Origin of the sequence: Secundilactobacillus silagincola (assembly GCF_002583405.1) — a bacterium.
Classification (GTDB): domain Bacteria; phylum Bacillota; class Bacilli; order Lactobacillales; family Lactobacillaceae; genus Secundilactobacillus; species Secundilactobacillus silagincola.
Genome location: NZ_BCMJ01000002.1, coordinates 32,319 through 56,698, shown reverse-complemented (window position 1 = coordinate 56,698; position 24,380 = coordinate 32,319). Strand labels below are relative to the sequence as shown.

General features: G+C 40.0%; 19 protein-coding genes and 1 pseudogene. 6 read left to right on the top strand and 14 right to left on the bottom strand.

Features of this window, described 5'->3' with window-relative positions:
- Window positions 1–526: 526 nt before the first annotated feature.
- Complete coding sequence (locus CES82_RS02075; RefSeq protein WP_098823673.1) at window positions 527–1,417, top strand: ArsR/SmtB family transcription factor; 891 nt, start codon at window positions 527–529, stop codon at window positions 1,415–1,417.
- A 91-nt stretch (window positions 1,418–1,508) separates the two neighbouring features.
- Here CES82_RS02075 and CES82_RS02070 read toward each other — a convergent pair whose 3' ends face one another.
- The 4 genes from CES82_RS02070 to CES82_RS02055 all read right to left on the bottom strand — a co-directional run bounded on the left by CES82_RS02070 (window position 1,509) and on the right by CES82_RS02055 (window position 6,422).
- Window positions 1,509–2,477, bottom strand: a complete 969-nt coding sequence (locus CES82_RS02070; protein ID WP_098823672.1) for an aldo/keto reductase family protein — start codon at window positions 2,475–2,477, stop codon at window positions 1,509–1,511.
- A gap of 127 nt (window positions 2,478–2,604) precedes the next feature.
- Complete coding sequence (araA, locus tag CES82_RS02065; protein ID WP_098823671.1) at window positions 2,605–4,026, bottom strand: L-arabinose isomerase; 1,422 nt, start codon at window positions 4,024–4,026, stop codon at window positions 2,605–2,607.
- A gap of 37 nt (window positions 4,027–4,063) precedes the next feature.
- Window positions 4,064–4,792: an L-ribulose-5-phosphate 4-epimerase gene (locus CES82_RS02060; RefSeq protein WP_098823670.1), complete on the bottom strand. Its 729-nt coding sequence runs from the start codon at window positions 4,790–4,792 to the stop codon at window positions 4,064–4,066.
- Window positions 4,793–4,808: 16 nt separating this feature from the next.
- Window positions 4,809–6,422: a xylulokinase gene (locus CES82_RS02055; protein WP_098823669.1), complete on the bottom strand. Its 1,614-nt coding sequence runs from the start codon at window positions 6,420–6,422 to the stop codon at window positions 4,809–4,811.
- Between the two features lie 402 nt (window positions 6,423–6,824).
- Here CES82_RS02055 and CES82_RS02050 point away from each other — a divergent pair, with 402 nt between their 5' ends.
- On the top strand, window positions 6,825–7,856 hold the full coding sequence (locus tag CES82_RS02050; protein WP_225364819.1) for an aldose epimerase family protein: 1,032 nt from the start codon (window positions 6,825–6,827) through the stop codon (window positions 7,854–7,856).
- A gap of 199 nt (window positions 7,857–8,055) precedes the next feature.
- Here the strand turns inward: CES82_RS02050 and CES82_RS02045 are convergent, their stop codons facing one another.
- The 3 genes and pseudogenes from CES82_RS02045 to CES82_RS02035 form a co-directional block, all read right to left on the bottom strand.
- The gene (locus CES82_RS02045; RefSeq protein WP_098823668.1) at window positions 8,056–9,141 is read right to left on the bottom strand and encodes a GntR family transcriptional regulator; all 1,086 of its coding nucleotides are present in this window, start codon (window positions 9,139–9,141) and stop codon (window positions 8,056–8,058) included.
- Window positions 9,142–9,395: 254 nt separating this feature from the next.
- Entirely contained in the window at window positions 9,396–9,605 is a 210-nt protein-coding gene (locus CES82_RS02040) for a hypothetical protein (protein WP_098823667.1), read from the bottom strand.
- Between the two features lie 245 nt (window positions 9,606–9,850).
- Window positions 9,851–11,889, bottom strand: a pseudogene (locus tag CES82_RS02035) (glycoside hydrolase family 31 protein).
- A gap of 160 nt (window positions 11,890–12,049) precedes the next feature.
- Here CES82_RS02035 and CES82_RS02030 point away from each other — a divergent pair.
- The gene (locus CES82_RS02030) at window positions 12,050–12,931 is read left to right on the top strand and encodes an AraC family transcriptional regulator (protein WP_098823666.1); all 882 of its coding nucleotides are present in this window, start codon (window positions 12,050–12,052) and stop codon (window positions 12,929–12,931) included.
- Window positions 12,932–13,148: 217 nt separating this feature from the next.
- Here the strand turns inward: CES82_RS02030 and CES82_RS02025 are convergent, their stop codons facing one another.
- From CES82_RS02025 to CES82_RS02015, 3 genes are all read right to left on the bottom strand, one after another.
- Window positions 13,149–15,125, bottom strand: coding sequence for a glycoside hydrolase family 127 protein (locus CES82_RS02025; protein WP_098823665.1), 1,977 nt, complete (start codon window positions 15,123–15,125; stop codon window positions 13,149–13,151).
- 37 nt (window positions 15,126–15,162) lie between these two features.
- Window positions 15,163–16,575 carry an MFS transporter gene (locus CES82_RS02020; RefSeq protein ID WP_225364818.1) on the bottom strand — a complete coding sequence of 471 codons (1,413 nt, stop codon included), beginning with the start codon at window positions 16,573–16,575 and terminating at the stop codon, window positions 15,163–15,165.
- 67 nt (window positions 16,576–16,642) lie between these two features.
- Window positions 16,643–16,843, bottom strand: coding sequence for a hypothetical protein (locus CES82_RS02015; protein ID WP_098823664.1), 201 nt, complete (start codon window positions 16,841–16,843; stop codon window positions 16,643–16,645).
- A gap of 288 nt (window positions 16,844–17,131) precedes the next feature.
- Between CES82_RS02015 and CES82_RS02010 the strand changes: the two genes are divergently transcribed.
- A complete protein-coding gene (locus CES82_RS02010) occupies window positions 17,132–18,013 on the top strand; it encodes an AraC family transcriptional regulator (RefSeq protein ID WP_225364817.1) in 882 nt (293 codons plus the stop codon).
- A 103-nt stretch (window positions 18,014–18,116) separates the two neighbouring features.
- A complete protein-coding gene (gene scrK, locus CES82_RS02005) occupies window positions 18,117–19,001 on the top strand; it encodes a fructokinase ScrK (protein ID WP_098823662.1) in 885 nt (294 codons plus the stop codon).
- Window positions 19,002–19,082: 81 nt separating this feature from the next.
- Here scrK and CES82_RS02000 read toward each other — a convergent pair whose 3' ends face one another.
- Both CES82_RS02000 and CES82_RS01995 read right to left on the bottom strand, forming a co-directional pair.
- Entirely contained in the window at window positions 19,083–20,708 is a 1,626-nt protein-coding gene (locus CES82_RS02000) for a peptide ABC transporter substrate-binding protein (RefSeq protein WP_098823661.1), read from the bottom strand.
- 351 nt (window positions 20,709–21,059) lie between these two features.
- A complete protein-coding gene (locus CES82_RS01995; RefSeq protein WP_098823660.1) occupies window positions 21,060–22,685 on the bottom strand; it encodes a peptide ABC transporter substrate-binding protein in 1,626 nt (541 codons plus the stop codon).
- A 214-nt stretch (window positions 22,686–22,899) separates the two neighbouring features.
- Between CES82_RS01995 and CES82_RS01990 the strand changes: the two genes are divergently transcribed.
- The gene (locus CES82_RS01990) at window positions 22,900–23,385 is read left to right on the top strand and encodes a C39 family peptidase (protein ID WP_098823659.1); all 486 of its coding nucleotides are present in this window, start codon (window positions 22,900–22,902) and stop codon (window positions 23,383–23,385) included.
- Window positions 23,386–23,439: 54 nt separating this feature from the next.
- On the opposite strand, the gene CES82_RS01985 is transcribed toward CES82_RS01990, so the two are convergent.
- Together CES82_RS01985 and CES82_RS01980 are read right to left on the bottom strand one after the other, a co-directional pair.
- Window positions 23,440–23,820: a hypothetical protein gene (locus CES82_RS01985; protein WP_098823658.1), complete on the bottom strand. Its 381-nt coding sequence runs from the start codon at window positions 23,818–23,820 to the stop codon at window positions 23,440–23,442.
- A gap of 71 nt (window positions 23,821–23,891) precedes the next feature.
- The gene (locus CES82_RS01980) at window positions 23,892–24,194 is read right to left on the bottom strand and encodes a hypothetical protein (RefSeq protein ID WP_098823657.1); all 303 of its coding nucleotides are present in this window, start codon (window positions 24,192–24,194) and stop codon (window positions 23,892–23,894) included.
- Between the last annotated feature and the right edge of the window lie 186 nt (window positions 24,195–24,380).

The window sequence follows — 24,380 nt, the reverse complement described above, 5'->3', positions numbered from 1 at the left end:
TTTGTTGACCTCTTGTGCACGTGATTATCATATGATGAACCGAAAGCGATTACAACATGGTTTTTAATGTTTTTCCAAACTTTTTGCATTTTAACCAATAAAAATATTGTTCAAAATGCTTTTGTGAAGAAATTGTATCCTTACAAAAAGTAAATTTGATATTTTTATACTGATAAATTCAAAATTTTAAAAAATATTTATTGAATGACTTTTCCGATTATTTCAGTTATTTTTATTAAAAATAACCATTTATATTACCCTAATATTTTTATATATTAAATTAACATCCTAAACTAATAGCTAGCTAACAGCTGTTTAGGGATAATACGTTCTTATTTAAACTCAGGAAAAAGCCAGTCATCCTAATTAATCACACAATTATTTGGAATTTTTTCAAATCAATTTATTGGCATGATTTAAAAACAATAAAAACATTGCTATAATGAGTGAGGATACAAATTTATTCTTAAAGATGAACAATTTGATAATTTAATCACAATCTTTCAAAACATTGGAGGTTACGTTTATGGAATCTGATATCTCAGAAAGTTCACTACCCGTCTATAAAGCTTTGGCAAGCCCAGTCCGTCTAAAAATTATTCAAAAACTCTCGATTCGTAAGATGAGTGTACGGGAGCTGGCATCCGCACTTAATCTCAGCGGCACCATCGTGTTGCAGCATCTGAACAAGCTGGCAGATGCCGGCATTATTAAGTTTGAGCGAGTAGGTCATAATAAGGTCTCTCGCTTAACGGTTGATAAGATCAACGTTCATTTTCCCCAAACCATTTATTCCGAATTTGAATCCTACAACACTCAAGTTCCAGTAGGTCACTTCACTAATTTTTCCGTCGAGCCTTCCTGTGGCCTAGCTGGTAAAACGGATTACATTGGTAAAGTAGATAACCCAGCGTATTTTATGGACCCAGACAGAATTTCTGCTGGTATGATTTGGTGGTGTAACGGCTTTGTCGAGTACCAATTTCCTGACTACCTCACTGAAGACAATAAGTTAGAGATGCTAGACCTTTCCATGGAGTTAGGCTCGGAATTCCCGTTCTCTAATAACGTTTGGCCCTCCGACATTACCTTTTATATCAATGGTACCGAAATCGGCACCTGGACAGCTCCCGGTGACTTCTCCGATACTCGTGGTAAATATACCCCTGAATGGGTGCCTGACAACGTTAACCAGTACGGTATCATGAAGACACTGCGTTTAACTCACGATGGCAGCTTTCTAGATGGTCAGCCATTCACCGATGTTTCGTTGGAGGATATTGATACTCATAAACAAACCTTTGCAGTTCGTTACGGTATTAAAAAGAACGCCAAAAATAACGGTGGTTGCACGATTTTTGGTAAGGGGTTTGGCAACTATAATCAAGATATTGAAATGAAGCTGTTTTACAGTTAATCCTTCACGTATCAATGAACAAAAAGCGCTGATAAACTTTCTCAACTCGAAAGCTTATCAGCGCTTTTATGATACTTACTTTAAACATTTATTAACCAATTTGTCGTGAAAATTTCTTGAAACCAAACAACTTATCAATCCGTGGGTAAAACTCAGCAGGAATCTCTAAATCAATCGCTTTTAAATTATTTTTCAGCTGCTCGGGTTTGCTAGCACCGGTAATCAAACTGGAAATCCGTGGATCCAGAAGCGCCCAAGCTAAAGCAAAGGTGGATAGATCAGTATCAAGTTCATCGGCCATCTTAATTAAGCCTTCAACCTTATCCAAGTTATCATCCGTCAGCAATGCCTTAATCTGGTCTTGATACGTTGCACGAGAGCCTGCAGGAATCGGCTGACCCTTTCGATACTTACCTGTAAGCAAGCCCTGAGAAAGCGGTGAAAACGGCACTACGCCTAACCCAAGTTTGCCGCAAACGTCCAATAATTCATGTTCAATATACCGATCAAACATGTTGTATTGAGGTTGAACCACTGCCATTGGGTGTAAGCCACGTTCCTGAATAATTAACTGAGCTTCCAGAATTTGGACTGGACGCCATTCACTGACACCGTAGTACAGTATTTTACCTTGATCCACTAAGTCGCTTAAAGCCTGCAACGTTTCTGCTAATGGCGTTTCTGGATCAAATCGGTGGCAGAAGTAGAGATCTAAGTAGTCAGTTTGCATGTTGGTTAAGGACGTCTCAATTGATTCCATGATATGTTTCCGTGATAAACCGCGATCATTTACACCCTTGTCAGTAGGGAAAAAGACTTTGCTGGATATTACGAGTTCTTTACGTGGGAATTGCTTTAGCGTCTTGCCAAGAAATTTCTCTGCCGCACCGCCACTATAAGCATCAGCGCAATCAAAATAATTGATGCCACTCTCATACGCTAATTGAATACTTTGAGCAGCCAGCTCCTGTTTATCAGGTGCACTGACATCAGTCATCCAACTTCCCAATGCTAATTCGCTGACTCGTAATCCCTGCTTACCTAAATGTCGATATTTCATGTGATTAATTTCTCCCATTCCTGAATTTGAATGACTGTACAGTAAAAGCACAGACAGTCTCCAAAACGGGACAATGCTGTGCTTCTACTGTTTGTTTTCAAATAATATGATAGATTTCTTTAAACGATTACTTGATGTTAATTAAATGCAAGTTAACCATCTTAGCAAAGTCTTCCATTTGCTGAGCAGTAACACCGAATGAGAAGACAGTGTGGTGACCACCACCATTTTCGATCCATTGAGTGGCACCGTTCTTCAGGCCAGCTTTAGGAGTCCACATCTGCTTAGCAACTGGCATTTTAGGCATTGACTCTGCCTTGTGACCATCTACTTCGTACATGATCATCCGATATTCGTCACCAAAGTCAGCCAAGGTAACGTCAATAGCGTCGCCTTCACCACCGGCAAAGACCAAACGAGCTGGATCTTCCTTACCACCGATGTCCAATGGGTGAACTTCAATCTTAGGCTTATCAGTAGCTAAGGTTGGGTCAACTTCCAACATATGTGAACCGAGGATTGCTTCGTGACCCTTACGTAAATCAAGGGTGTAGTCTTCCATGAAGGCAGTCCGCTTGTTGTGGCTAATGATCTTCATCAAACGGTCAAGAGCGGCAGTCTTCCAGTCACCTTCACCAGCGAAGCCATAACCTTCAGCCATCAACAATTGAGTAGCCAAGCCAGGTAATTCCTTCATGCCGTATAAGTCTTCAAAGTTATCTGAGAAGGCCGTGTAACCATGAGCATCCATAAAGCGCTTCAAGCCGAAGTATTCACGGATTTGGTACTTAACGTGGTCTTCGAAGAAAGCTTCATCGTTATCGCCAGGGTTCATGGTGTAAGTCTTAGCTAATTCATCGTACTTTTGGTCAATGTCAGCATCAGTAACCTTATCCATTTCAGCAACTAAATCACCAACAGCATAGTAGTCAGCAGTCCAGCCAAGTTGGATTTGGGCTTCGATCTTATCACCATCAGTTACGGCAACGTTACGCATCTTGTCACCAAAGAGCACAACTTTAAGCTTAAAGCTTTCGTTGTAAGCAACGGCAACGTCTTGCCAGTCAGCGATTTCTTTTTGAACATCTTCATCGCCCCACCAGCCGTAAACAACTTTATTGTTTAAACGGAGACGTGCATTGATGAAGCCGTATTCACGGTCACCATGGGCACTTTGGTTCAAGTTCATGTAGTCCATGTCGATGGTCTCGTATGGAATATGGTTCAAGTATTGGGTAGCCAAGTGTAATAATGGCTTCTGCAATAATTGTGTTCCACGGATCCACATCTTAGCAGGACTGAAAGTATGCATCCAAGTGATCACACCGGCAACGGAGTCATCATGGTTGGCATCCTTCATTAACTGGGTGATGTTATCAGCTGTAGTGGCAGTTAACTTAAATTCGATTGGGTAAGGTAAGTTACCGGACTTGTTTAACTTATCAACGATATCCTTGGCATCTTTTTCAACGGACTTTAACTGTTCGTCACCGTATAAGAATTGACTACCAGTAACAAACCAAAACTTGTAATCTGGGGTACTTAACATAATAAAAAATCTCCTCTTTTAATTTAGTAACCTTAGTTTATGAACGAGCTGCATGGTCTTTTGAATGCGCGTTGTTTTGACCATAGTAAGCGTTGGAACCATGCTTACGGTAATAGTGCTTATCCAAAAGATATTGTGGCAACGCGGAACTCTGGTGAGTCAGCTGCATGGTGTGGAAATCTTCTTCAGCAACTACTTCTAGAACCTTAGAGTTATAAACCGCCTTGTCTGGTGTTGGACCCCAGGCAAATGGGCCATGTTGACTAACTAAGGCAGCAGGTACGGCTTCGTAATCTAACCCGCGTTCCTTGAAGGTCTTAACGATTGTCTTACCAGTGTTGCCTTCGTAATCTTCTTCGATTTCTTCCTTGGTTAGTGCATCAGCGGCTGGCACGTCACCGAAGAACGTATCGGCATGAGTGGTGTTCATCGCTGGAATGTCCATCTTAGCTGCAGCAAAGGAAACAGCCCAAGGTGAATGGGTATGAACGATTCCGCCAATCTTTGGAAAATGATTGTACAGATACGTATGGGTTGGCGTATCACTAGATGGGTTCATGTCACCTTCAACAACTTCACCCTTCAAGTTCACAACAACTAAGTCTTCTGGCTTTAACTTGTCGTATTCAACACCGGATGGCTTAATCACGAACAGGCCCTTTTCCCGGTCGATACCTGAAACATTACCCCAGGTAAAAGTAACTAATCCCAATTTAGGAAGCTGCATATTAGCTTCGTAAACTTCTTGTTTAAGATCTTCTAACATTTAAATTTCTCCTTTTTTAAAGCTCGATTGCGTCAACTGCTGCTTTTTCGACTTCAAGGCCCTTCTTATAGGAATCGATGAACTCGTTGTAGCCCTTAACACCATCAGCGTTAGGTGTCACTGTTTCACTTTCTGAACTTGCGAAAACGTGATTGTCTAAGTAATCAGCTAAGTTTTCTGTGTTTGAATCAGTTGATTTAGCCAAAGTGTATAAGCCCAAAATAGCCATGCCCCATGGACCACCCTCACCAGCATTACTCATAACAGTGATCGGTGTATCCAAAGCGTCTGCTAAGACTTGTTGCCCAATCTTTGGTGTTTTGAACAAACCACCTTGAGCAATGAAGACATCCGCTTTGATGTGTTCGTCGTTAGTCAAAATATCATTACCAATTTTCAGTGGTGCAAAGGCTGAATAAAGATGTGCCTTCATAAAGTTGGCTAAGTTAAAGTGACTATTTGGCGTCCGAACAAACATTGGGCGTCCTTCTGGCATCTTAGTGATATTTTCACCTGACAGATAAGCGTAACTTAATAAGTCACCAGCGTTATCGTCAGCACGTTCAGTACTGTTAAACAAGGCACCGTATAAGTCATCGGGTTTTAAATCAATCCCGATTTCCTTGGCGAATTCACCAAATAGTCCCACCCAAGCATTAATATCTGACGAGCAGTTATTGGTGTGAACCATGGCAACTGGTGCACCATCTGGCGTGGTAACCATATCGATATCTTTATGAACACTATCCATTGGTTGATCCAGCACAATCATTGAAAAGGCTGAAGTTCCGGCTGAAATGTTCCCAGTACGTTCACGAACCGCGTTAGTGGATACCATTCCTGTCCCGGCGTCTCCTTCTGGCGGTGCCATCAATGAACCAGCTTGAAGCGTACCATTTGGATCAAGCAAGTTAGCACCCTCAGCAGTTAAGTTTCCGGCTGCTTCACCCGCTACTTTAATCTCAGGTAGAATGTCCTTTAAGTTCCAGAAATATTGTTGAACATTACTTTGTGCTTCAAATTTATCAATCATTTCTGCTGAATAAGTCTTAGTAGTGGCATCAATTGGGAAAATGCCTGATGCATCACCAATACCCACTACCTTTTCGCCTGACAGCTTCCAGTGAACGTAGCCAGCCAAAGTGGTCATGAAATCAACGTTTTTAACGTGGGTTTCCTGATTCAAAATAGCTTGATATAAGTGAGCAATACTCCAACGTTGTGGAATATTAAAATCAAATAGCTTGGTCAATTCGTCCGCAGCTTGTTCGGTAATGTTGTTGCGCCAAGTTCTGAAAGGCACCAACAATTTACCATCCTTATCAAACGCCATGTAACCGTGCATCATGGCACTAACGCCAATCACACCGATCTTAGTCAGTTCAACGCCGTAATCGGCTTTGACTTTTTGAACCATTTTTTGATAACTGGACTGAATACCCTTCCAGATGTTTGAAACTGAATAAGTCCAAATGTTGTTGACCAGTTCGTTTTCCCAGGTAAAATCGCCGCTAGCAATCGTTGTAAAATCGTCTGTAACAAGTACAGCTTTAATTCGTGTCGATCCTAGTTCAATTCCCAATGAAACCTGCCCATTAGAAATCTTTTCTTTGATCTGGCTCGTTTCCATATCTGATTCCTCCAGATAGTTACTAATTTGTTTTAAATTCATTAATAGACTAAATCGCTTACAAATTGAATTTTATTATATTTATGCTAATAAATCAATATGTTTATTATTTATACGGATATAAAATGATAAAGAAACGGCTTTAACGGCTTTAAATCAGCGTTTCAGCCGTTCACTTATTTTTGTTACTTTTTAGTTTCAAACCACTTTTGAGTCAGAAAATATATTTTCTGCGTTGAACCTCAGAATGCACAGTAAACCCAAGCGTTTGCTTGACCAGGCTTCGTTTTTCATGATGTTCATATCATAATGGCAATTGACATTTATACGGATGATTACTATTGTTTTAGTAGTGCATATCTATGCCAATTGCTTTTCATGCCTAAAAAGGAGTGTTTAATTTTGAAAGCTTATAAAACGGATTTTGACAGCTACAAGGACCAAAAAGTAACCGCTTTTCACCTTGAAAACGATAATGGTGTACGGGTTACAGTGCTCAGCCAAGGCGGCATCATTGCTGAAATGAGCGTCCCTACAAAAGATGGTCAGCATAAAAACATGCTACTGGAATACCCACACACTGCTGATTATTATGCGAACCCATTCTACGTAAACATGATGATTGGGACCGCAGCAGGCCGTATCAAAAAAGGTGAATTTACCATCGACGGCAAAACTACTAAGGTCACACCAAACGAAGGTCAAAATACCCTTCACGGTGGTCCTAATGGCTTCCACTCAGTTAACTGGGATGGCGAGCTTGAATCAAACACTAGTGATGCCAGACTTACTCTGAATCACCACTTTGATTCAAATCCTGGTGATTTTCCTGCCATTTCTGTAACCGTTACCTATACTTTGAAGAACGATAATACACTCGGCGTTCAATTTACTGGTGAATCAGATGAAAACACTATTTTCAACCCAACTTATCATACGTACTTCAACGTTAGTGATGAAACAACCATCAAAAACCAAACATTGCAACTCAATAGCCATCGTCACATGGACGTTGATACCGAAAAGATTCCAACTGGTAAAATGCTTGATAACACTAATACTGCGTTTGATTTTACGACACCACAGAAACTGGGTACCGCGATTGATAAAATGCAGGATACTACCGAAAAAGGCTTTGACGATATCTTTGAAGTTGAACCTTCTTCAACGGATCAAACCATTACTAAGTTATCCGATGACGCTTCAAAACGTGCCGTTACATTACATTCAAGCCGTAATGGATTAGTCGTCTTTACCGCTAACTCATTTACACCTGACATGAACTTAACTCTTGGCAAGGGTGCACCATATATGGGTGTCGCATTGGAAGCCCAAAACCTTTCTGATGCAACACGCTTTGAAAACTTAGGTGACGTCACGTTACAACCTGGTGTGCCAAAGTCTTACGAAATTACGTATCAGTTAAGCTTCTAAAACAACGATTTTAACCAAATAAAAAAGTTTTGATATTAATGGCTATTGCCAATTAGTATCAAAACTTTTTTTCTTTGGGACTGTAATTCACAATCTATATGGATAAATATTTTATTTTTGATTTATCGCTTTTTAATATAGACTAAACCTGCGACACAACTCAGATTCCAGAATCTACCGAGCTGTGTCGCACTCTCGTTTAATTAATCTTTTTAACTGAGTCACGCACGACCATTTCCGGCTCATATAAAATCGATTTAACTGGTTTCTTGGCAATTAAATTAACCAGTAACTGTGCGGCATCATGCCCCATTCGTTCCTTTTCATGAACCATCGTGGTAATTGCCGGATTAATATAACGCACCACATTATAGTCATCGAACCCGGTAATTGAGATATCGTCTGGAATTGACAGGTTCATGGACTTTACCATATCAATCACCCGGATAGCTAATTGATCGTTATAACATACAATTGCCGTTGGCCGATTTTTCGATTGAATCTCATGCTCAACTTTGGTTAACACTTGCTTAGTGGAATCCATCGACTGATACATAATAATATTACTTTTAAGCGCAATGCTGGCATGCTCTTGATAAGCTTTAATATAGCCATTCATCCGGTTAACACCTTGCATATCATCAACTTGGAAAACACCCAAGATGCGCTCGTGTCCTTGTTCAATCAGATAATTAGTTAGCCGTTCCAACGCACCCTTATCATCGGTAGTTACCGATGGCGCATGAAGATCTGGCATATCATACGTTGCATTAATAAAGACCACTGGTAAGCCCATTTCACCAATCTTTTCGTATAAATCACGATTAGTTGTGGGTAACGTACTTTGAGTCGGCTCAATAATCAGTCCAGCCACATCGCTTTGTAACATCGTGGTGAGTGACCGACGTTCTAATTTGGGATCATTGTGCGTATTAGCCAATAGTATGGAGTAGCCATTATCAGAAATAATCTGATCAGCACCACTGACGATGCTAGGGAAAATATAATTGGCAATATGTGTGGCAATCACACCAATCATCCGATTGGAATTTTTCCCTTTAGCGTGTGCGGTTTGCCAGTCGTTCACGTACATACCGCCACCTTGAATCCGGTAAACGAAGTCTTCGTTTTCCAGATCACCAATCGCTCGACGAATCGTATATCGACTCACGTTAAATTCTTTCATTAATTCAGTTTCGGTCGGTAATTTTTCGCCAATTGGATAGACACCTGACAGGATTTTTTCCTTAACCCCATTTTCCACAATCTCATACTTTGCCGACATACTAAAAACTCCCATTTTATCTCGCTAATCATCACTTACATTAACAAGTCTTTAATTATTAATTACTAAAAACAATGAAACTTTGGTATGAACTACCTGCACACATGATGTAGTATAACAATTTTTCGTAAAAACACTTGATTCATCAGGCTCTTTACCGAAAATAAAGGTCATGCCTAAACTAAACAAATGATAATAAGTAAAGAAACCCAGACAAAATTTCTGTCCAAGTTTCTTTACGATACTATCCACTGTTAGTTACTGATCTTTCTACGGTGCAGAATCAAAGAATCCACTAACGTCACAATTCCTAGTATGATCATCGCAATGTCTAACCAGAAATAAATGTTCGTCATCGTTTCATGAATGAGTGTTGATGCAGCAAATACCATCACAACAAGTGCGATCCAGAATTGAAAATCCTTATAAAAAGTCGTATTAAACTTTAGTTGTCTATTATTCATGGTGTAGTAACCCCTTATTTAAGCTCATTGAATGCGTTACCACTATTGTGCTTCATTTTTTATACGGACGCAAGTAATTTATCTATTTGATTATCACTAACTGATTCTATAAAGCCTAATATACAAGGATTTATATCGTTAAAATTTATCAAATAAATTTTTAAAAAACAACATATTAAGTGTTCTCAATACATATCAAGTAACAATTGAAATGGCATATTTAACAAAAGCGATCTTTAATCAATTTAATTTAAGCTCTCAAACGCTTTTTCAAGGTGTGACCAGTCTACCTGACGAACAAAGACAGGTATCTGTTCAATCGGTGTTTTAACCGGTATCGTTTGACCACCAGAAACAAGATCACCAGTAAATACGTTTACCCAATCGTCACCTTCTGGTAAATAAACCAGCCGTTGCTCAGACTTTTCATATAAGACAGGTGCAACCAAAATTGAATCACCAAATAGAAATTCATCTTCCACGTTCCAAGCATCATCATCTTGACTGAAATTATAGAACAGTGGTCGAATAACCGGTGTCCCTTTTTCATGGGCATTTTTCATCTGTACTCGGATATAGTCCTTCAGATTGTCCCTTAATCGCATATACTTTTGCATAATCGAATAGACTGTCTCACCGTAAGCCCACGGTTCAGTGGCGCCACCCGATGGCATTTTACCGCCTCCTTCATTGCTAAGCGGCTCAGTATGAGGTTCACGATCACCATGCATCCGCATGACTGGACAAAATGTCGCGAATTCAAACCAACGAGTGACCAATTCACGAAAATCGTCATTATCGTCCACACCGCCATGGAAACCACCAATATCAGTAGTCCACCACGGAATCCCCGCGATTCCCATATTTAATCCAATAGCCAATTGGTTTCGTAACGACTGAAAACTGGAGTCAATATCGCCAGACCAAACTAAGGCACCATATTTTTGACTCCCTGCCCAGGCACACCGAACTAAATTGATAATATCCGTCTTACCACTCGCTTTTTGACCATCGTAAATTGCCTTTGAATACCCAACAGGATAAGTATTGCCAACTTGTAAGTTAGTACCATTTTGATAACGATAATTATCGAAATCATAAACTGTATATTCCGGTTCAGCTTCATCCAGCCAAAACAGATCAACACCTTTATCTTGATAATTCTTTTTCAAAAGCTGCCAGCATCAGGATTAGTAAAATCAACGAAACCGTTATTCCCCAAGAAATTCATCGTAATTGGAACACCACGTTCCGTTTGCACCAGATACCCCTTTTCTACCATTTCTTTGTAATGGGAGCTGGTTTCATCTACCGTAGGCCAAACAGAAACCATGAGCTTGATGCCCATTTCGTGCAATTCTTGAATCATTTCTTCTGGATTTGGCCAGTATTTTTTATCAAAAGTATACTCACCTGACTTTGGCCAATGAAAGTAATCAATAACAATAACACTAATAGGTAATTTACGTTTTTTGAATTCACGAGCAGCATTCAGCAGTTCTTCTTGAGTCCGATACCTTAACTTACACTGCCAATAACCCATAGCGAAATCTGGCATCATAGGCACTTTACCAGTCACATCAGCATACTGCTCTTCAATAGTGCTGGGTGTATCGCCGCAAGTAATCCAGTAGTCCATTTCTTTAGTCGATAATGAATGCCATTCCGTCACGTTTTTAGCAAAACTAACGTCACCGATTGCCGGATTATTCCACAAAAAGCCGTACCCTTTACTTGAAATTAAAAATGGCACACTTGCTTGAGAATTACGATGAGCAAGTTCCAACTTGGCATTTTTAAGGTTCAGAAAATCTTGCTGATATTGCCCCATGCCAAATAATTTCTCATCCGGATCAGATTCAAAACGGACTTTAAGTTCAAAATCACCACCCAAAATCGGTTTAAATTCACGTGAATCAATATTTAATGCGCTATTAAAATGATTCACTTTCTCAGCATCCACACCAGCTGACATATCATCGATTCGATTACGTTGAAACCCCTTCAGGAGAACTTCACCTTTTTGATTATAAAAACTTAGATTCTTATACATATCAATTCTTGCCGTCAACTGACCATTAGTGATTTCTCCTTGTTTCTGATTCTCATTGACGGTTACTGTTGCAATGTTATCAGGAACTGCTTCGCTGAGGGCATTGTTTACCCCAGTATATGTTGCGTACTTAGTACTTCGAACACGAAAACTATTCTCTCCCCAAGGTTTAACCTCTAGCAACTCATTTCCGTTTCTTAAATACAAACAATTATCAGATTCATAAATCATTTTTCTAGCCTCTTAACTTGATTGACTGATTGGACTCATAGCATCTAACACAGGGAATACTGGTAAACGCTTACATCGCTAATATTAAGGCTTTACAGCGCATTTAAAAACTAATAAAATTAGCACAAAGGTATACATATCAAAAGTGGAGGTATCTATTTTGGATAAAAAAGTATACAAATTTTCGTTGTATCAACCAGTACAATTTTATAAAGCTGGTCAGTATTTTGCTAATCAAGGCTGGCGACACAAAGATATCGTTAATGACGGCGACTATGAACTATTTATCATGCTATCTGGTGCTGCATATGTTCAGGTTGGTAACAAAAAATTTGCACTTTCAAAACACGATTGTCTGCTAATTCCACCTCATATTCGCCATGTCGGGTATCAAGATTCACCAGACGACACTGTCTACTATTGGATGCACTTTTTTCCAGATGAAACTGTGACAACCTCTTTTGATTCAAACCTGTCTACGACACAAGCAGATATTGAAATTCCACAATTGTTTACAATTACTGATTTTGAAAGATTAGTCATTTTAATCAGACAGCTTTTAGACAGCGCTAATGACTCGAATACACCAAAAATAGCCACCAATTATTTTATTTCAAACATTCTAATTGAACTCTCTCATCAGTATATTTCAGCCATTCGGAATTCTCAGAAATCCCCTACACGCTTTGAACTAATCAAAAATTGGATTCGAATCCATAGTCACGAAAAACTGAGTGTCACAAAAGTTGCAGCTGAGTTCCAGATGACACCAATATACTTAACTCGGCTTTTTAAAACTTACGAGAATACAACCACCATCCATTTCATTAATTCCGTAAAAATCAAACAGGCTGAAGAACTATTACTCACAACGGATAAATCAATCAAAGAAATCGCCTATGAACTGAGTTTCAGCAATGAAAAATACTTTTTACGTATCTTTAAACAAATTACATCTTTAACACCTTCAAACTTTAGAAATTCCTATTCTAAAACCTATCTGAATAATATTGAAGTTGATCCAACCATACCTAAGCCTTGATCAGTCAGGGACTGTGACATAAGTCTATATTGATGAAATTTTTATCTGGTTTCTTAATTGAAAGGTAACTAAGAATTTGCTCATGTGCACTACTTTAATCTAGCCTAGATATGCTCCACAACTCAGATTCCGGCCATTTAACCCAAAGAAAATGCCATCCCGACAAAAGCATCGGAATGGCGTTTCTTTGAGTTAAATTCTGGAATCCATCGAGTTTTTATTCTTTACTCAACCAAACTCTCATTGCACCATCTTCACGGTTTGCCCAAGCATAGTAAGGAACTAACTTGATTTTGGTATCTTCAAGCTTTTCATCCGTTGCTTCAGTATAGAGGTCAGCACCATCTTCATCCATCGTAGGTAATTTGGCATCTACAGTAATAGTACCCACACCTTCAAGTAAATCAGGTTCAAATTCGTAGCTGGTCTCACTCTTTGTAGAAACTTCGTACTGCCACAACGGTGCTTCGTTATCAGCACTTTCAGCACAAAAGACGATTGGGCCGCGTTGAACTGCTAATTTACCAAAATCGACACTTACTCGATTACTTGCTCGCATAAACTTAGTAGCCATATCGAGTGACAAATCAACAGAAAGTTGCTCTTGGTTGATTGAAATGTAAAGGTAACCGTCAGTTGCTTTAATGTCTTGTACGTCACCGTTCACTTTCAGTTCATAATTTGCCTTTGACCAATTTGGTAAGCGAATGCCGAACAAAGTCTCAACTTGATTAGGGTTAGAAATTTCAAAATGGATTTCTCCGCTCCATGGGAAGTTGCTAGTTTGCTCAACCTTTAGACCATTTTTAAACTCAGATTGATTAGCAATAAACTGATTGCTTAAAATTCTGTCCGGTTTAACATCATAGACATATTGATCAAGTGATGTAATCAACCGGGCTAAATTAGCAGGACAACATGCACAGCCAAACCAGTCAGCACGATGAGTCAGGACATGTGACTTCCCAGGATTCAGTGCTGACGCCTGTGGATCGGCTTCAAGCGGATTAACATAGAAGAAGTGTTTTCCGTCTAATGCCATGCCAGAAAGTGCGCCGTTAAACAATTCCTTTTCAATGACATCGGCATATTCACTATTAGTATCTAACAAGGACATCTGCCGAGCGAAGAAGGTTAATCCTACTGAAGCGCAGGTTTCACCATACATTGTGTCGTTAGGCAGATCGTAATCATACGTGAACGCTTCACCAGTAGTGGTTGAACCCACGTTACCAGTGACGTACATCCGCCGTTTAACAATATCTTTCCAAAATCGATGACATGCTTCTAGCAGCGTTTTATCATTTGTCAAACGCGCAACATAGGCCATCCCAGTACATAGATAAACGACACGAACCGCATGACCATCAGCGGTCTTCTGATCAGCAATTGGTTCTGCATCAAGATAGTAACGCTCTCCCGCGTCACGCATACCTGGAATAATATCGTTTTCTAGCCCATCGGCTTTATTTTGCTTTTCGAAGAAATCTGGTTCAGTTCCCCGAACCCTCAAAAAGTAAAGTGCTTTATTCAAGTAATCCTCGTTATGTGTCACTTCATATAAACGAGATAAAGCCAACTCAATCTCAGGGTGACCATCATAACCATTAATTTGGCCGTCTCCGGTACCAAAACTTCTGACAATACAATCCGCCATTCGCTTTGCTATTTCCAGCGCTTTTTCACTGCCAGTTGCCTGATAATAAGCCACACCAGCTTCGATATAATGCCCCATCGTATAAAGTTCATGCGATTGTTGCAGTCGCTTAAATTTTCTTTCTGGCGCATCAATTTGGAAGTATGTGGACAAGTAGCCGTCATCTTCTTGAGCATCGGCAATTAAATCAATCAAATCATCAGTAATCGTTTTTAATGCTGGATTAGGGTGATATGAAAATGAATAGGCCGCAGCTTCAAGCCACTTATAGACATCTGTATCTTGGAATGGGAATCCATAGTGATGCCCCTTCATTTTGCCAGCCGCAATTTTTAAGTTAGCAACTGCATGGCTATTTTTATCGGCTCCTTGAATTTTTTGAGGATCTTTAGACATATTAATGTTGGCCTCATCATTCATGACAGCCCATTGATACGGTAAAACTTCAGAAACAACTAATTCCTGGTACCTCTTCCAAAACGGAGAGGTAACGGTCACGTGTTGTAAACTGTTACTTGTTAATTTCGTTTCAGACATTTAATTGTTCCCCTTTCAATAAATAGAATAACGTTGCTTACTTATCGGCAACAACATCTGCTCCATTTGCTGCACGACGTTCTGCTAATTCTTCAGTAACAACTGGTTCATGGTTCTCCCACTTACGATAGAAGATCATGCATACGATACTCAAAGCGTAAATGATGACTGGTACCCAGATGAAAGTAAAACTAATAGCTGACAAACTACCAGCTGTTTGAGTTGCTTTAGCTGCAGTAAATCCGAAGGTAGCTAAGATTCTGGAAGCAATGAAAGAACCAAAGCCAGAACCCATTTGGATACAGAACGAAGCACCCATGGCTGTCAAGAAACCGTTAGCCCGAATACCGTTCTTCCATTCACCAAAATCAACGGTGTCACCAACCATAGAGAAAAACATGGTCATAGCTGAACCTGAACCAATGCAGGCCAAGCACCAGCCGATTAAACCAGAAGTAACATTGCTACCAGCCATACCGATCCAAACTTGACCAATCATGGTTAGCGCCAACATGAGAATCGTTGTCCCCCATTTGTGCAAATACTTAACAACAAATGGAACTGAAGCCATCCCTAAAATCTGAATGATTGAAAAACCGTTAAAGACTGAGATCAGACCCTTATCATTCAAATTATACTGGAAATAATATGGCAAGGCTGCATTCCGCGCGGAATAAGCGGTCCACAGTGCTAAGTTAGCCAAAACAATCAATACCCATGGCCAGTTACTCTTAGTTGCTTTAAGACTCTCACGAATCGTAATGATCTTTTCTTTCCCAATATTCTTTTCACGCATATCTAAGAAAGCAATCATCAAAATAATAAAGGCAATGATTGCGTATAGCCCAACAGCCAGTGACCAGCCTCGACGATCATTGCCATGACCAAGAGCTGATGCTAATGGCATAACGAACGTAACAGCAAAGAAGTTACCTACGTTCCCTAAAACCATCCGAATTGAGTTAGCTGAAGTTCGTTCATCTGAATTAGCCGATAAGTTAGGTAAAACGGAGGTGATTGGGGTTGATAGGGCAGTATAAGTTAATTCAGCAACGATATACATAGCCCCAGCATAAATAATCTTCGCGGTTCCGCTCAGTGATGGTGTCGTGAACAACAGCCAAACTGAAATGGTAAATGGCAATGCCATCCAAAGGAACCATGGTCGGTTTTTACCGTACTTACTGTGGGTATGGTCAACTAAAACCCCCATTACTGGCGCACCTATTGCATCAATGAAACGGCCTAAAAGAAGTAATGCACCGGCAGTACCTACATCCAAACCAAAGACATTGGTGAAAAAATAAAGCATGTAGGACCCGATTAAAGTATATAACAGGTTCCCAGCCATATCAGTAAAACCATAAGTGACCTTTCTATGAAACGGTAACTTATCATTTGCGAGCATGGCTTGCGCAGCTGCAACATTATGATCTGTATTTGAACTCATTGTGTAACCCTCCATCCATAGATTTAAAAATAATTGCTAAAAGCCAAAATAAACAAAACCTTTTCTGTTACTTGTTGGAAATTCGTTTCTTACTGTCAAAAGCAAGACTGACATACGTGACCAGCATCAAAACCGTACCACCAATAATCGTCCACAAATTATTCGGTATGCTATGATCTGCGACCTTCCAAGCCAGCGTGATAAAAGCAATCTGTAGTAGCCAAGAAAAAATCGACTGGCTTGCGAAGAGTTTCCCAAGCAATCGCATGATAAGGCCTCCTTTACAGTTTTATTTTGAATACGCTTTCATAATAACTGTTTCCATATACCCTAGTAAGGTCTATAATTACAAAAAAGGTAACTATTTCCGACTTTTTAAAATTTAATTTAGCGACATATCGCAATTTTTATATATTAGGTGACTATTTCCGACTTTTAGCTTCGGTATTTTCTTATTAAATACTACGATTCTTGTTTAAGATTGGAGGTTTACACGATGAATTTTTATTGCTTTAAATTAAACAAAACTGTCTTATATTATAAAGGTGGTGAATTTATGAGCAAGCCAAAATGGATTCATAAACCCATGTATCATAAGGGAGACTACGAAATCATTCTGGGATTAAAGGGCAAAATTCATCTTCAAATTGAAGATGAACCCGTCACTGTTGGCCCTAATGATGTCTTATTAATTCCACCATATACGCATTTTCAAGGTTCTAAACCAAGTAACCAGGTCGACTTTTACTGGCTTCACTTTTTTCCTCAGGACTCACTATCTAGTTTTACAGCTGATGAAAATGCGACTGTTAGCTCTATCATTACAAATTCCGATAACGAGAAAAAAGTGATCCTGCCCAGTCTATTTCATTTACATGACTATGAACATATCACCGTCCTCATGCACCAAATTTTATCCCTTCACACAGAGCTTTCGTACGTTGAAGAACGGGATTTTTTAACGTCTGCGTTACTAATTGAACTATTCAAATCATACATCGCACAACATAATCCATCAGACGCCAACAGTCGTATCAACTATTTGAAAGAGTGGATCCGAGCTAATATGTCTAGTGAATTGACTGTAGCAGAGATTGCTAGACAAGTTCACCTCAATGTAGACTACTTAACGCGTTTATTTAAAAAATACGAAGGCATCACCACTCTGCAATATATTAATCATCTAAAAATTGAAGTTGCAACGCTCTTACTTATTCGGACTGAAATGCCAATTAATGAAGTCGCCGAAAATTCATACTTCAGTGATCCTAAACTTTTCATGAGACACTTTAAAACCGAAATGGGGCTATCACCTACTCAGTATCGAAATACGTTTAACATCATTCATCACAATAATCCGCACATTGACCCGCAGATTCCCTTACCAAAACAATTATCTGACTCAATCGATAAAATTCCCGTTAATGGCAATGAATAAACTGAAAATTAGAAACCCATTCCCTTAATGATGTCAACATGATAAATTAGTTACTGGCAACTTTTTTAGATGATTTAAATAATTTTGTAAAGCGAGGAATAAGATGCTATTAGGAAGTATCGAAGCAGGCGGTACCAAATTTGTCTGCGCAGTAGGTAATGAAGATTACCAAGTTAAAGAACAGATTCAGTATCCAACAACTACACCAGAAGAAACCATTCAAAGATCAATTGATTTCTTTAAGAAGTACCCGGATTTACGCGCCATTTCGGTGGCTTCGTTTGGTCCCATTGAAATTCGTAAAAACACCGAAAAATACGGCTACATCACTGACACACCGAAAGTAGGCTGGTCACAGACTAATTTCTTGGGCATGCTACAAAAGGCCTTTGATCTGCCAATCTATTGGACGACTGATGTTAATGGTTCAGCATATGGTGAGTACACGCTGGCACTGGCATCAGGTAACCAGATTGATGCATTAACTTATTACACCATTGGCACGGGTGTCGGTGCTGGAACAATCCTAAATGGGCAGTTCATCGGCACTTTGGGTCATCCAGAAGTTGGTCACGTCCGGTTAAAGCGCCATCCCGACGACTTAGATTTTAAAGGCATCTGTCCTTATCATGGTGATTGCTTAGAGGGCTTGGTAGCTGGCCCAACGTTTGAAGCTAGGACTGGTAAAAAAGGCCAGGATATTCCTCTATCTGATCACGTTTGGGATATTATGGCCTATTATGTGGCACAGGCCGCTCTGCAAACAACGCTGCACATTCGTCCACAGAAAATCGTTTTTGGTGGTGGCGTCGTCAGTGAAACCTTCCTCAAGAAAGTTCGTCACGAATTTGCGACACTAATGAACGATTACCAAGACGTTGGTGACTTAGAAGATTATATTACAATGCCCATCGCTGAAAATAACGGGTCTGCAACCATTGGTAACTTTGCTTTAGCCTATCGTGAAGTTAAATCAGCAGATAATTAATCCATCACACCATAAAAACAGCACGTTGATTTTTCTTTTCTGGAAAAATTAACGTGCTGTTTTTAAATTAACTATCTTCAACTACTTAACATAAGTCGTCTTAAAGTTGTAGTTTGCACCAGCCGAGTTGTAAATCGCGTTCTTCACGTCCCGACTAAAGACCCATGGAGCTGAAGATTGATACAGTGGTGTAATGCCTTGATCCTTCAACAGGATATTTTGGGCTTTCACCATGTCATCCCAACGTTGCTCAGGCTTGTTAGCATCCGTTGTTGAGGAGGCCTTAACCAACTGATCGTAAGTAGTGTTCGACCAATCAGAAATGTTACTTGGGTTATGCGTGGTGTAAATATTCAAGAAGGTGATTGGATCAGAGAAGTCTGCGAACCAGTTAGCCATTGTGACTTGATACTTCCGCGTAGCCTGACGTGCCAATACCGTCCGAGCTGGAATACTGGAAATTGAAACCTTTAGTCCTGGTAAATTCTTCTCTAAAGCACTTTGGAGATATTCGCTAACTTGCTTAGTCGACTCACTGTCACCACACATGATGGTGAACTTAGGGTTAGAAATGCCAGTTTCTTTGAGTCCTTGTTGCCATAAAGTTTTGGCCTTAGCTGGATCATAGTTCATAGAGGATGGTGCAGTGGTGTCTGCAGTAAAGTCCTTGCCAGTCTTAGGGTTAGTCGCTAGACCTTTAGAAACGAAATTATTGGTCACGATTGAACCATCACCAAGGACTTTCTTAGTGATTTGCTGCCGATCCACTGCCATAGAGATTGCTTCACGAATCTTCAGGTTCTGGAATAATTTCATGTGTTGGTTCAGCGCCAGATAATACGCACTTGACTGTGGCCGTGCAATCAAATCTTTATTGTTCTTTAGGTTCTTCGCTTGGTTACCCGTTAACGGCGCACCAACTAATTTCTTTGAATTATACTGATTCAAAGCCGTCTGACTATCTTTAACAACTTGGTACTTGATTGAACTCATCTTAACGGCTTTCTTATCCCAATAATTGTTGTTCTTAGCCAGCGTCCAGGTCGTACCAGTCCCGTTCCACTTGGTTAACTTGTATGGCCCGTTGTATACCATCCGATCGCTTCGAGTACCGTAGTTGCTGCCATACTTCTCAACCACTTTCTGATCTTGTGGATAAAAGACTGGGAAGCCGAGCAATAGTTTGAAGTACGGAATTTGGTGATCCAAATCAATGGTCAACTGATACTTACCAGTGGCTTTGATTCCCAACGTATCTGGTGCTTTCTTACCCTTGGTGATCGCATCCGCATTCTTAATGCCACTAAACAGATATGAATACTGAGAAGCCGTTTTAGGATTGACCGTCCGCTGCCAAGAATAAACAAAGTCTTTGGCAGTCAATGTATCACCATTACTCCATTTCGTATTGTGACGAACATCAATAACATAGTGGCGGCCTTGATTTGATTCAGTTAACTTGGTGGCTAACCCCACTTCCGGTTTACTGTTCTTGCCCAAGCGGTATAACCCTTCATTGGTGTTATTCAACGTATCAAAAGTACCCAAAGCAGTGGATTTCGAAAGATCCATGGTTGATAATTCACTGTCGGCAGGCATCGTGAACGTTTGCTTTTTACTCGAACTGCTACTTGAACCACAAGCACTGAGCAGTAACGCTAAACTTGCTAAGCCAGCGGTAACCGCCCTTTTTGGATTGATTTTCATATGCTTTTCCTCCTACACAACTCAACTAAAGCACAACAACGATTACTCATATTCTATCACAATTATGAGTAAATACACATATTATTTTAATATTCTTTTAATGTTGTCTTTTCCAATTTAGTTAGTAATCCTTCAGCGGAGCCCCTATAAAGCGCAATAACTTACCTTTAGTATAAGATTTATGACGTATCTTACATCAATTTGTGAGAATTAAAAATAAATGAGAGATTCTAATGAGCACAAATCTGGTTAATGCTTATTCATTTTAAAATACGATCAAAAAAGTGCTTCCTAACAGTTAGAAATCTAACTGTTAGGAAGCACTTTGATTGCTATTTTGACTGACTTAAACTACTTAATATAAGTCGTCTTGTAGTTATAGTTAGCACCCGCTGAGTTATAAACAACGTTCTTCACGTTTTGGTTAAAGAGCCATGGGGCTGACGATTGATACAGTGGTGTAATCCCTTGATCCTTCAACAGGATATTCTGGGCTTGAACCATATCTTGCCAACGCTGCTCTGGCTTATTAGCATCCGTGGTTGAAGAAGCCTTGATTAACTTATCATAGGTACTGTTTGACCAGTCGGAAATGTTGCTTGAGTTGCCTGAAGTATAAATGTTCAGGAACGTAATTGGGTCTGAGAAGTCCGCGAACCAGTTAGCAAAGGTCACTTGGTAATTCCGTGAAGCTTGACGTGCTAAGACGGTCCGGAATGGAATGTTAGAAACGGAAACTTTCAATCCTGGCAAGTTCTTTTCCAGTGAGTTTTGCAGGTATTCGGTAACCTTCTTACCGGAATCGCTATCGGCACCTAAAATCGTAAATTTAGGGTTACTGATACCCGTTTCTTTAAGCCCTTGTTGCCATAACTGTTTAGCCTTAGCTGGATCATACTTCATCGAAGCAGGCGCAGTGGTGTCCGCTGTAAAGTCTTTACCAGTCTTTGGATTAGTAGCTAAACCTTTAGAAACAAAGCTATTATTAACGATTGAACCATCGCCCAAGACTTTCTTAGTCAATTGCTGACGGTCGACGGCCATGGAAATAGCTTCACGAATCTTCAAGTTCTTAAATAACTTCATGTGCTGGTTCAAAGCTAGGTAGTAGCTGCTTGACTGTGGCCGTGAAATTAAGTCTTTGTTATTCTGGAGGTTCTTTGCTTGGTTACCCGTTAATGGTGCACCAATTAGTTTCTTTGAATTATATTGGTTCAACGCCGTCTGGTTATCCTTGACAACCTGATACTTGATAGAACTCATCTTAACGGCTTTCTTGTCCCAATAACTATTGTTCTTAGTAAGCGTCCAGGTTGTACCAGTCCCATTCCACTTAGATAGCTTATATGGGCCGTTGTAAACCATTCGGTCACTTCTAGTCCCGTAACCATTGCCATATTTATCGACAACTTTTTCATTTTGCGGATAAAAGACTGGGAAACCTAACAGTAATTTGAAGTAAGGAATTTGATGATCAAGATCGATGGTCAGCTGATACTTACCCGTGGCTGTAGCACCAAGCGTACTTGGCGACTTCTTACCATTGGCAATGGCATCAGCATTCTTCATGCCGCTAAACAGATAGGCATATTGTGACGCTGTTTTTGGATTCAGAGTTCGTTGCCAGGAATAAACAAAGTCTTTAGCAGTCACCGTATCACCATTGCTCCACTTAGTATCGTGGCGAATATCGATCACGTAATGCCGCCCATTATTGGTTTGGGTCATCTTTGTAGCTAAAGCCGTTTCGGGTTTACTATTTTTACCCAAACGGTATAACCCTTCATTCGTGTTATTCAACATATCAAAAGTACCTAAGGCAGTGGATTTTGACAGATCAACTGTTGTTAACTCACTATCAGTTGGCATTGTAAACGTCTGCTTCTGGCTGGAACTGCTGCCAGAACCACAAGCACTGAGTATTAACGCTAAACCTGCTAGGCTAGCGCTAACTGCCCATTTTGGATTGAACTTCATATTCTTTTCCTCCTAGACAACTCATCTAAAATACAACAACGATTACTCATATTTTATCACATTTATGAGTAAATACACATATTTATTTAAGACTTATTTAATATTACTGATTATTATCCGCTTAATTGAGTGCCTAGGAATCCACCTACGTAGGTCAGTTTTCCATAATGGAAGAATTCTGGTATGCTCTTTAAAAAAGAAAGGTTGCAAGAAAATGAGAAAATTAAATGTCCCACTCATCGCCCAACGGCCTGAGTTACCTACTGGCTGTGAAATCACCGCTGTAACCATGCTGCTTCAATACACTGGCGCACAAGTCAACAAAGTACAGTTAGCTAAAGAAATGCCCTATGATGATGTCGATTGCGATAAGGGGTTTGTGGGTGATCCCTTTACAGAAAACGGCAATAGTATTTATCCCCCGGCGTTGATTGATCTAATCTCTAAGTACGCTGGTCACGCAACGGACTTAACCGGAGCTGATTTAGCCACTTTGAAAGATCAAATTGACCAGAACCACCCCGTTGTTGTCTGGGTCGGTGAATTTGACGGCTTTCACACCCACGCGTTAGTCATGACTGGCTACGACGATGATGTCGTCATCGTGAATGACTGCTGGACTAATCAGGTTGAAAAATTATCCAACCAGCAGTTCGCTGAAATTCGAACGCATTTGGGTAATCGTGCAATCACCATCTAACAAAAAAGAGCCATTGATCAACCGTTTTATTTCTAAACGGTTATCAATGGTTCTTTATTTGATTTTTAAAGGTGTCTGATCATTTTCATCAGCCAAATAAGCCCGGCCGGTGTTCTTAACGACAACGTAATTTGGCAAGTGCTGATTGAGCCGTTGTTTAAACGCGCTCAGCAGCTCATCAACTGAAATCTCAGTTTCACCTTGCTGATATAACTTCTGCACAAAGCTATCGTATTCATCTTCAATGAATTCGCTGATACTGCGAACGCTTGAGTAACTTGGCGGGTTATTCCCTTTTTTATAAAAATCTTTGGTACTTGCAATTTCTTTATCCAAAATGTCCCTGGATAACCCCATTACTTCAATCATCTTTTCAGATGAAGGCAAGCCGAATTTCTCGACAATTTCCTCGGGTTCCATGTTAGGTTGAGGCATCTATTAATCACTTCCAGCTTTTTTAATTAAATTCATCGGGTACTTCATAATGAGTTGTCAGAAAGCCAAGGTTACGCAATGCGAATGGCAAGGCGGGTGTTTTGAACACCAAACACGGTACGCTGACAAAAGCGATTCATCACTGTTTTAAGAAAAACCGCCACGACTTCAGCTAACTGGTGGGAATCATGACCGCTAATAGCCGGCTGGTGATATCGAATCGTTAAAATCGCCTGGTGATGCTGGTGATCGGCACGCACTGCCGCCAACTTAGCCGTTCCTTGCTGGCTTCCAGCAGCGTAAGGCACATCCGTATGCCACTCATCCGTCCACGGACTCTGTGACAGTAATAGCTCGTGGATGGCTAACTCCAACTGCTGACCACTGGTGGGGTGCCGTTGATTATAACGATCCAGCCAGTCAATATAAACGGGTAGATGAAAAACAAATGTTGTATTGATATGCCACCCCTACCTTCCGTAAACTCATTAATGCACAAAGTATACTACCTGAACCTAAAATAGCTATAAGAAATTCGCCATCTTTAATTTAAATTAAAA

What these genes read in the sequence shown, in the direction of transcription:
- CES82_RS02075 (WP_098823673.1), top strand. Translation starts at nt 527, where the DNA reads ATGGAATCTGATATCTCAGAAAGTTCACTACCCGTCTATAAAGCTTTG.
- CES82_RS02070 (WP_098823672.1), bottom strand. Translation starts at nt 2,477, where the DNA reads ATGAAATATCGACATTTAGGTAAGCAGGGATTACGAGTCAGCGAATTA.
- araA (WP_098823671.1), bottom strand. Translation starts at nt 4,026, where the DNA reads ATGTTAAGTACCCCAGATTACAAGTTTTGGTTTGTTACTGGTAGTCAA.
- CES82_RS02060 (WP_098823670.1), bottom strand. Translation starts at nt 4,792, where the DNA reads ATGTTAGAAGATCTTAAACAAGAAGTTTACGAAGCTAATATGCAGCTT.
- CES82_RS02055 (WP_098823669.1), bottom strand. Translation starts at nt 6,422, where the DNA reads ATGGAAACGAGCCAGATCAAAGAAAAGATTTCTAATGGGCAGGTTTCA.
- CES82_RS02045 (WP_098823668.1), bottom strand. Translation starts at nt 9,141, where the DNA reads ATGTCGGCAAAGTATGAGATTGTGGAAAATGGGGTTAAGGAAAAAATC.
- CES82_RS02040 (WP_098823667.1), bottom strand. Translation starts at nt 9,605, where the DNA reads ATGAATAATAGACAACTAAAGTTTAATACGACTTTTTATAAGGATTTT.
- CES82_RS02025 (WP_098823665.1), bottom strand. Translation starts at nt 15,125, where the DNA reads ATGTCTGAAACGAAATTAACAAGTAACAGTTTACAACACGTGACCGTT.
- CES82_RS02020 (WP_225364818.1), bottom strand. Translation starts at nt 16,575, where the DNA reads ATGAGTTCAAATACAGATCATAATGTTGCAGCTGCGCAAGCCATGCTC.
- CES82_RS02015 (WP_098823664.1), bottom strand. Translation starts at nt 16,843, where the DNA reads ATGCGATTGCTTGGGAAACTCTTCGCAAGCCAGTCGATTTTTTCTTGG.
- CES82_RS02010 (WP_225364817.1), top strand. Translation starts at nt 17,132, where the DNA reads ATGAGCAAGCCAAAATGGATTCATAAACCCATGTATCATAAGGGAGAC.
- scrK (WP_098823662.1), top strand. Translation starts at nt 18,117, where the DNA reads ATGCTATTAGGAAGTATCGAAGCAGGCGGTACCAAATTTGTCTGCGCA.
- CES82_RS02000 (WP_098823661.1), bottom strand. Translation starts at nt 20,708, where the DNA reads ATGAAAATCAATCCAAAAAGGGCGGTTACCGCTGGCTTAGCAAGTTTA.
- CES82_RS01995 (WP_098823660.1), bottom strand. Translation starts at nt 22,685, where the DNA reads ATGAAGTTCAATCCAAAATGGGCAGTTAGCGCTAGCCTAGCAGGTTTA.
- CES82_RS01990 (WP_098823659.1), top strand. Translation starts at nt 22,900, where the DNA reads ATGAGAAAATTAAATGTCCCACTCATCGCCCAACGGCCTGAGTTACCT.
- CES82_RS01985 (WP_098823658.1), bottom strand. Translation starts at nt 23,820, where the DNA reads ATGCCTCAACCTAACATGGAACCCGAGGAAATTGTCGAGAAATTCGGC.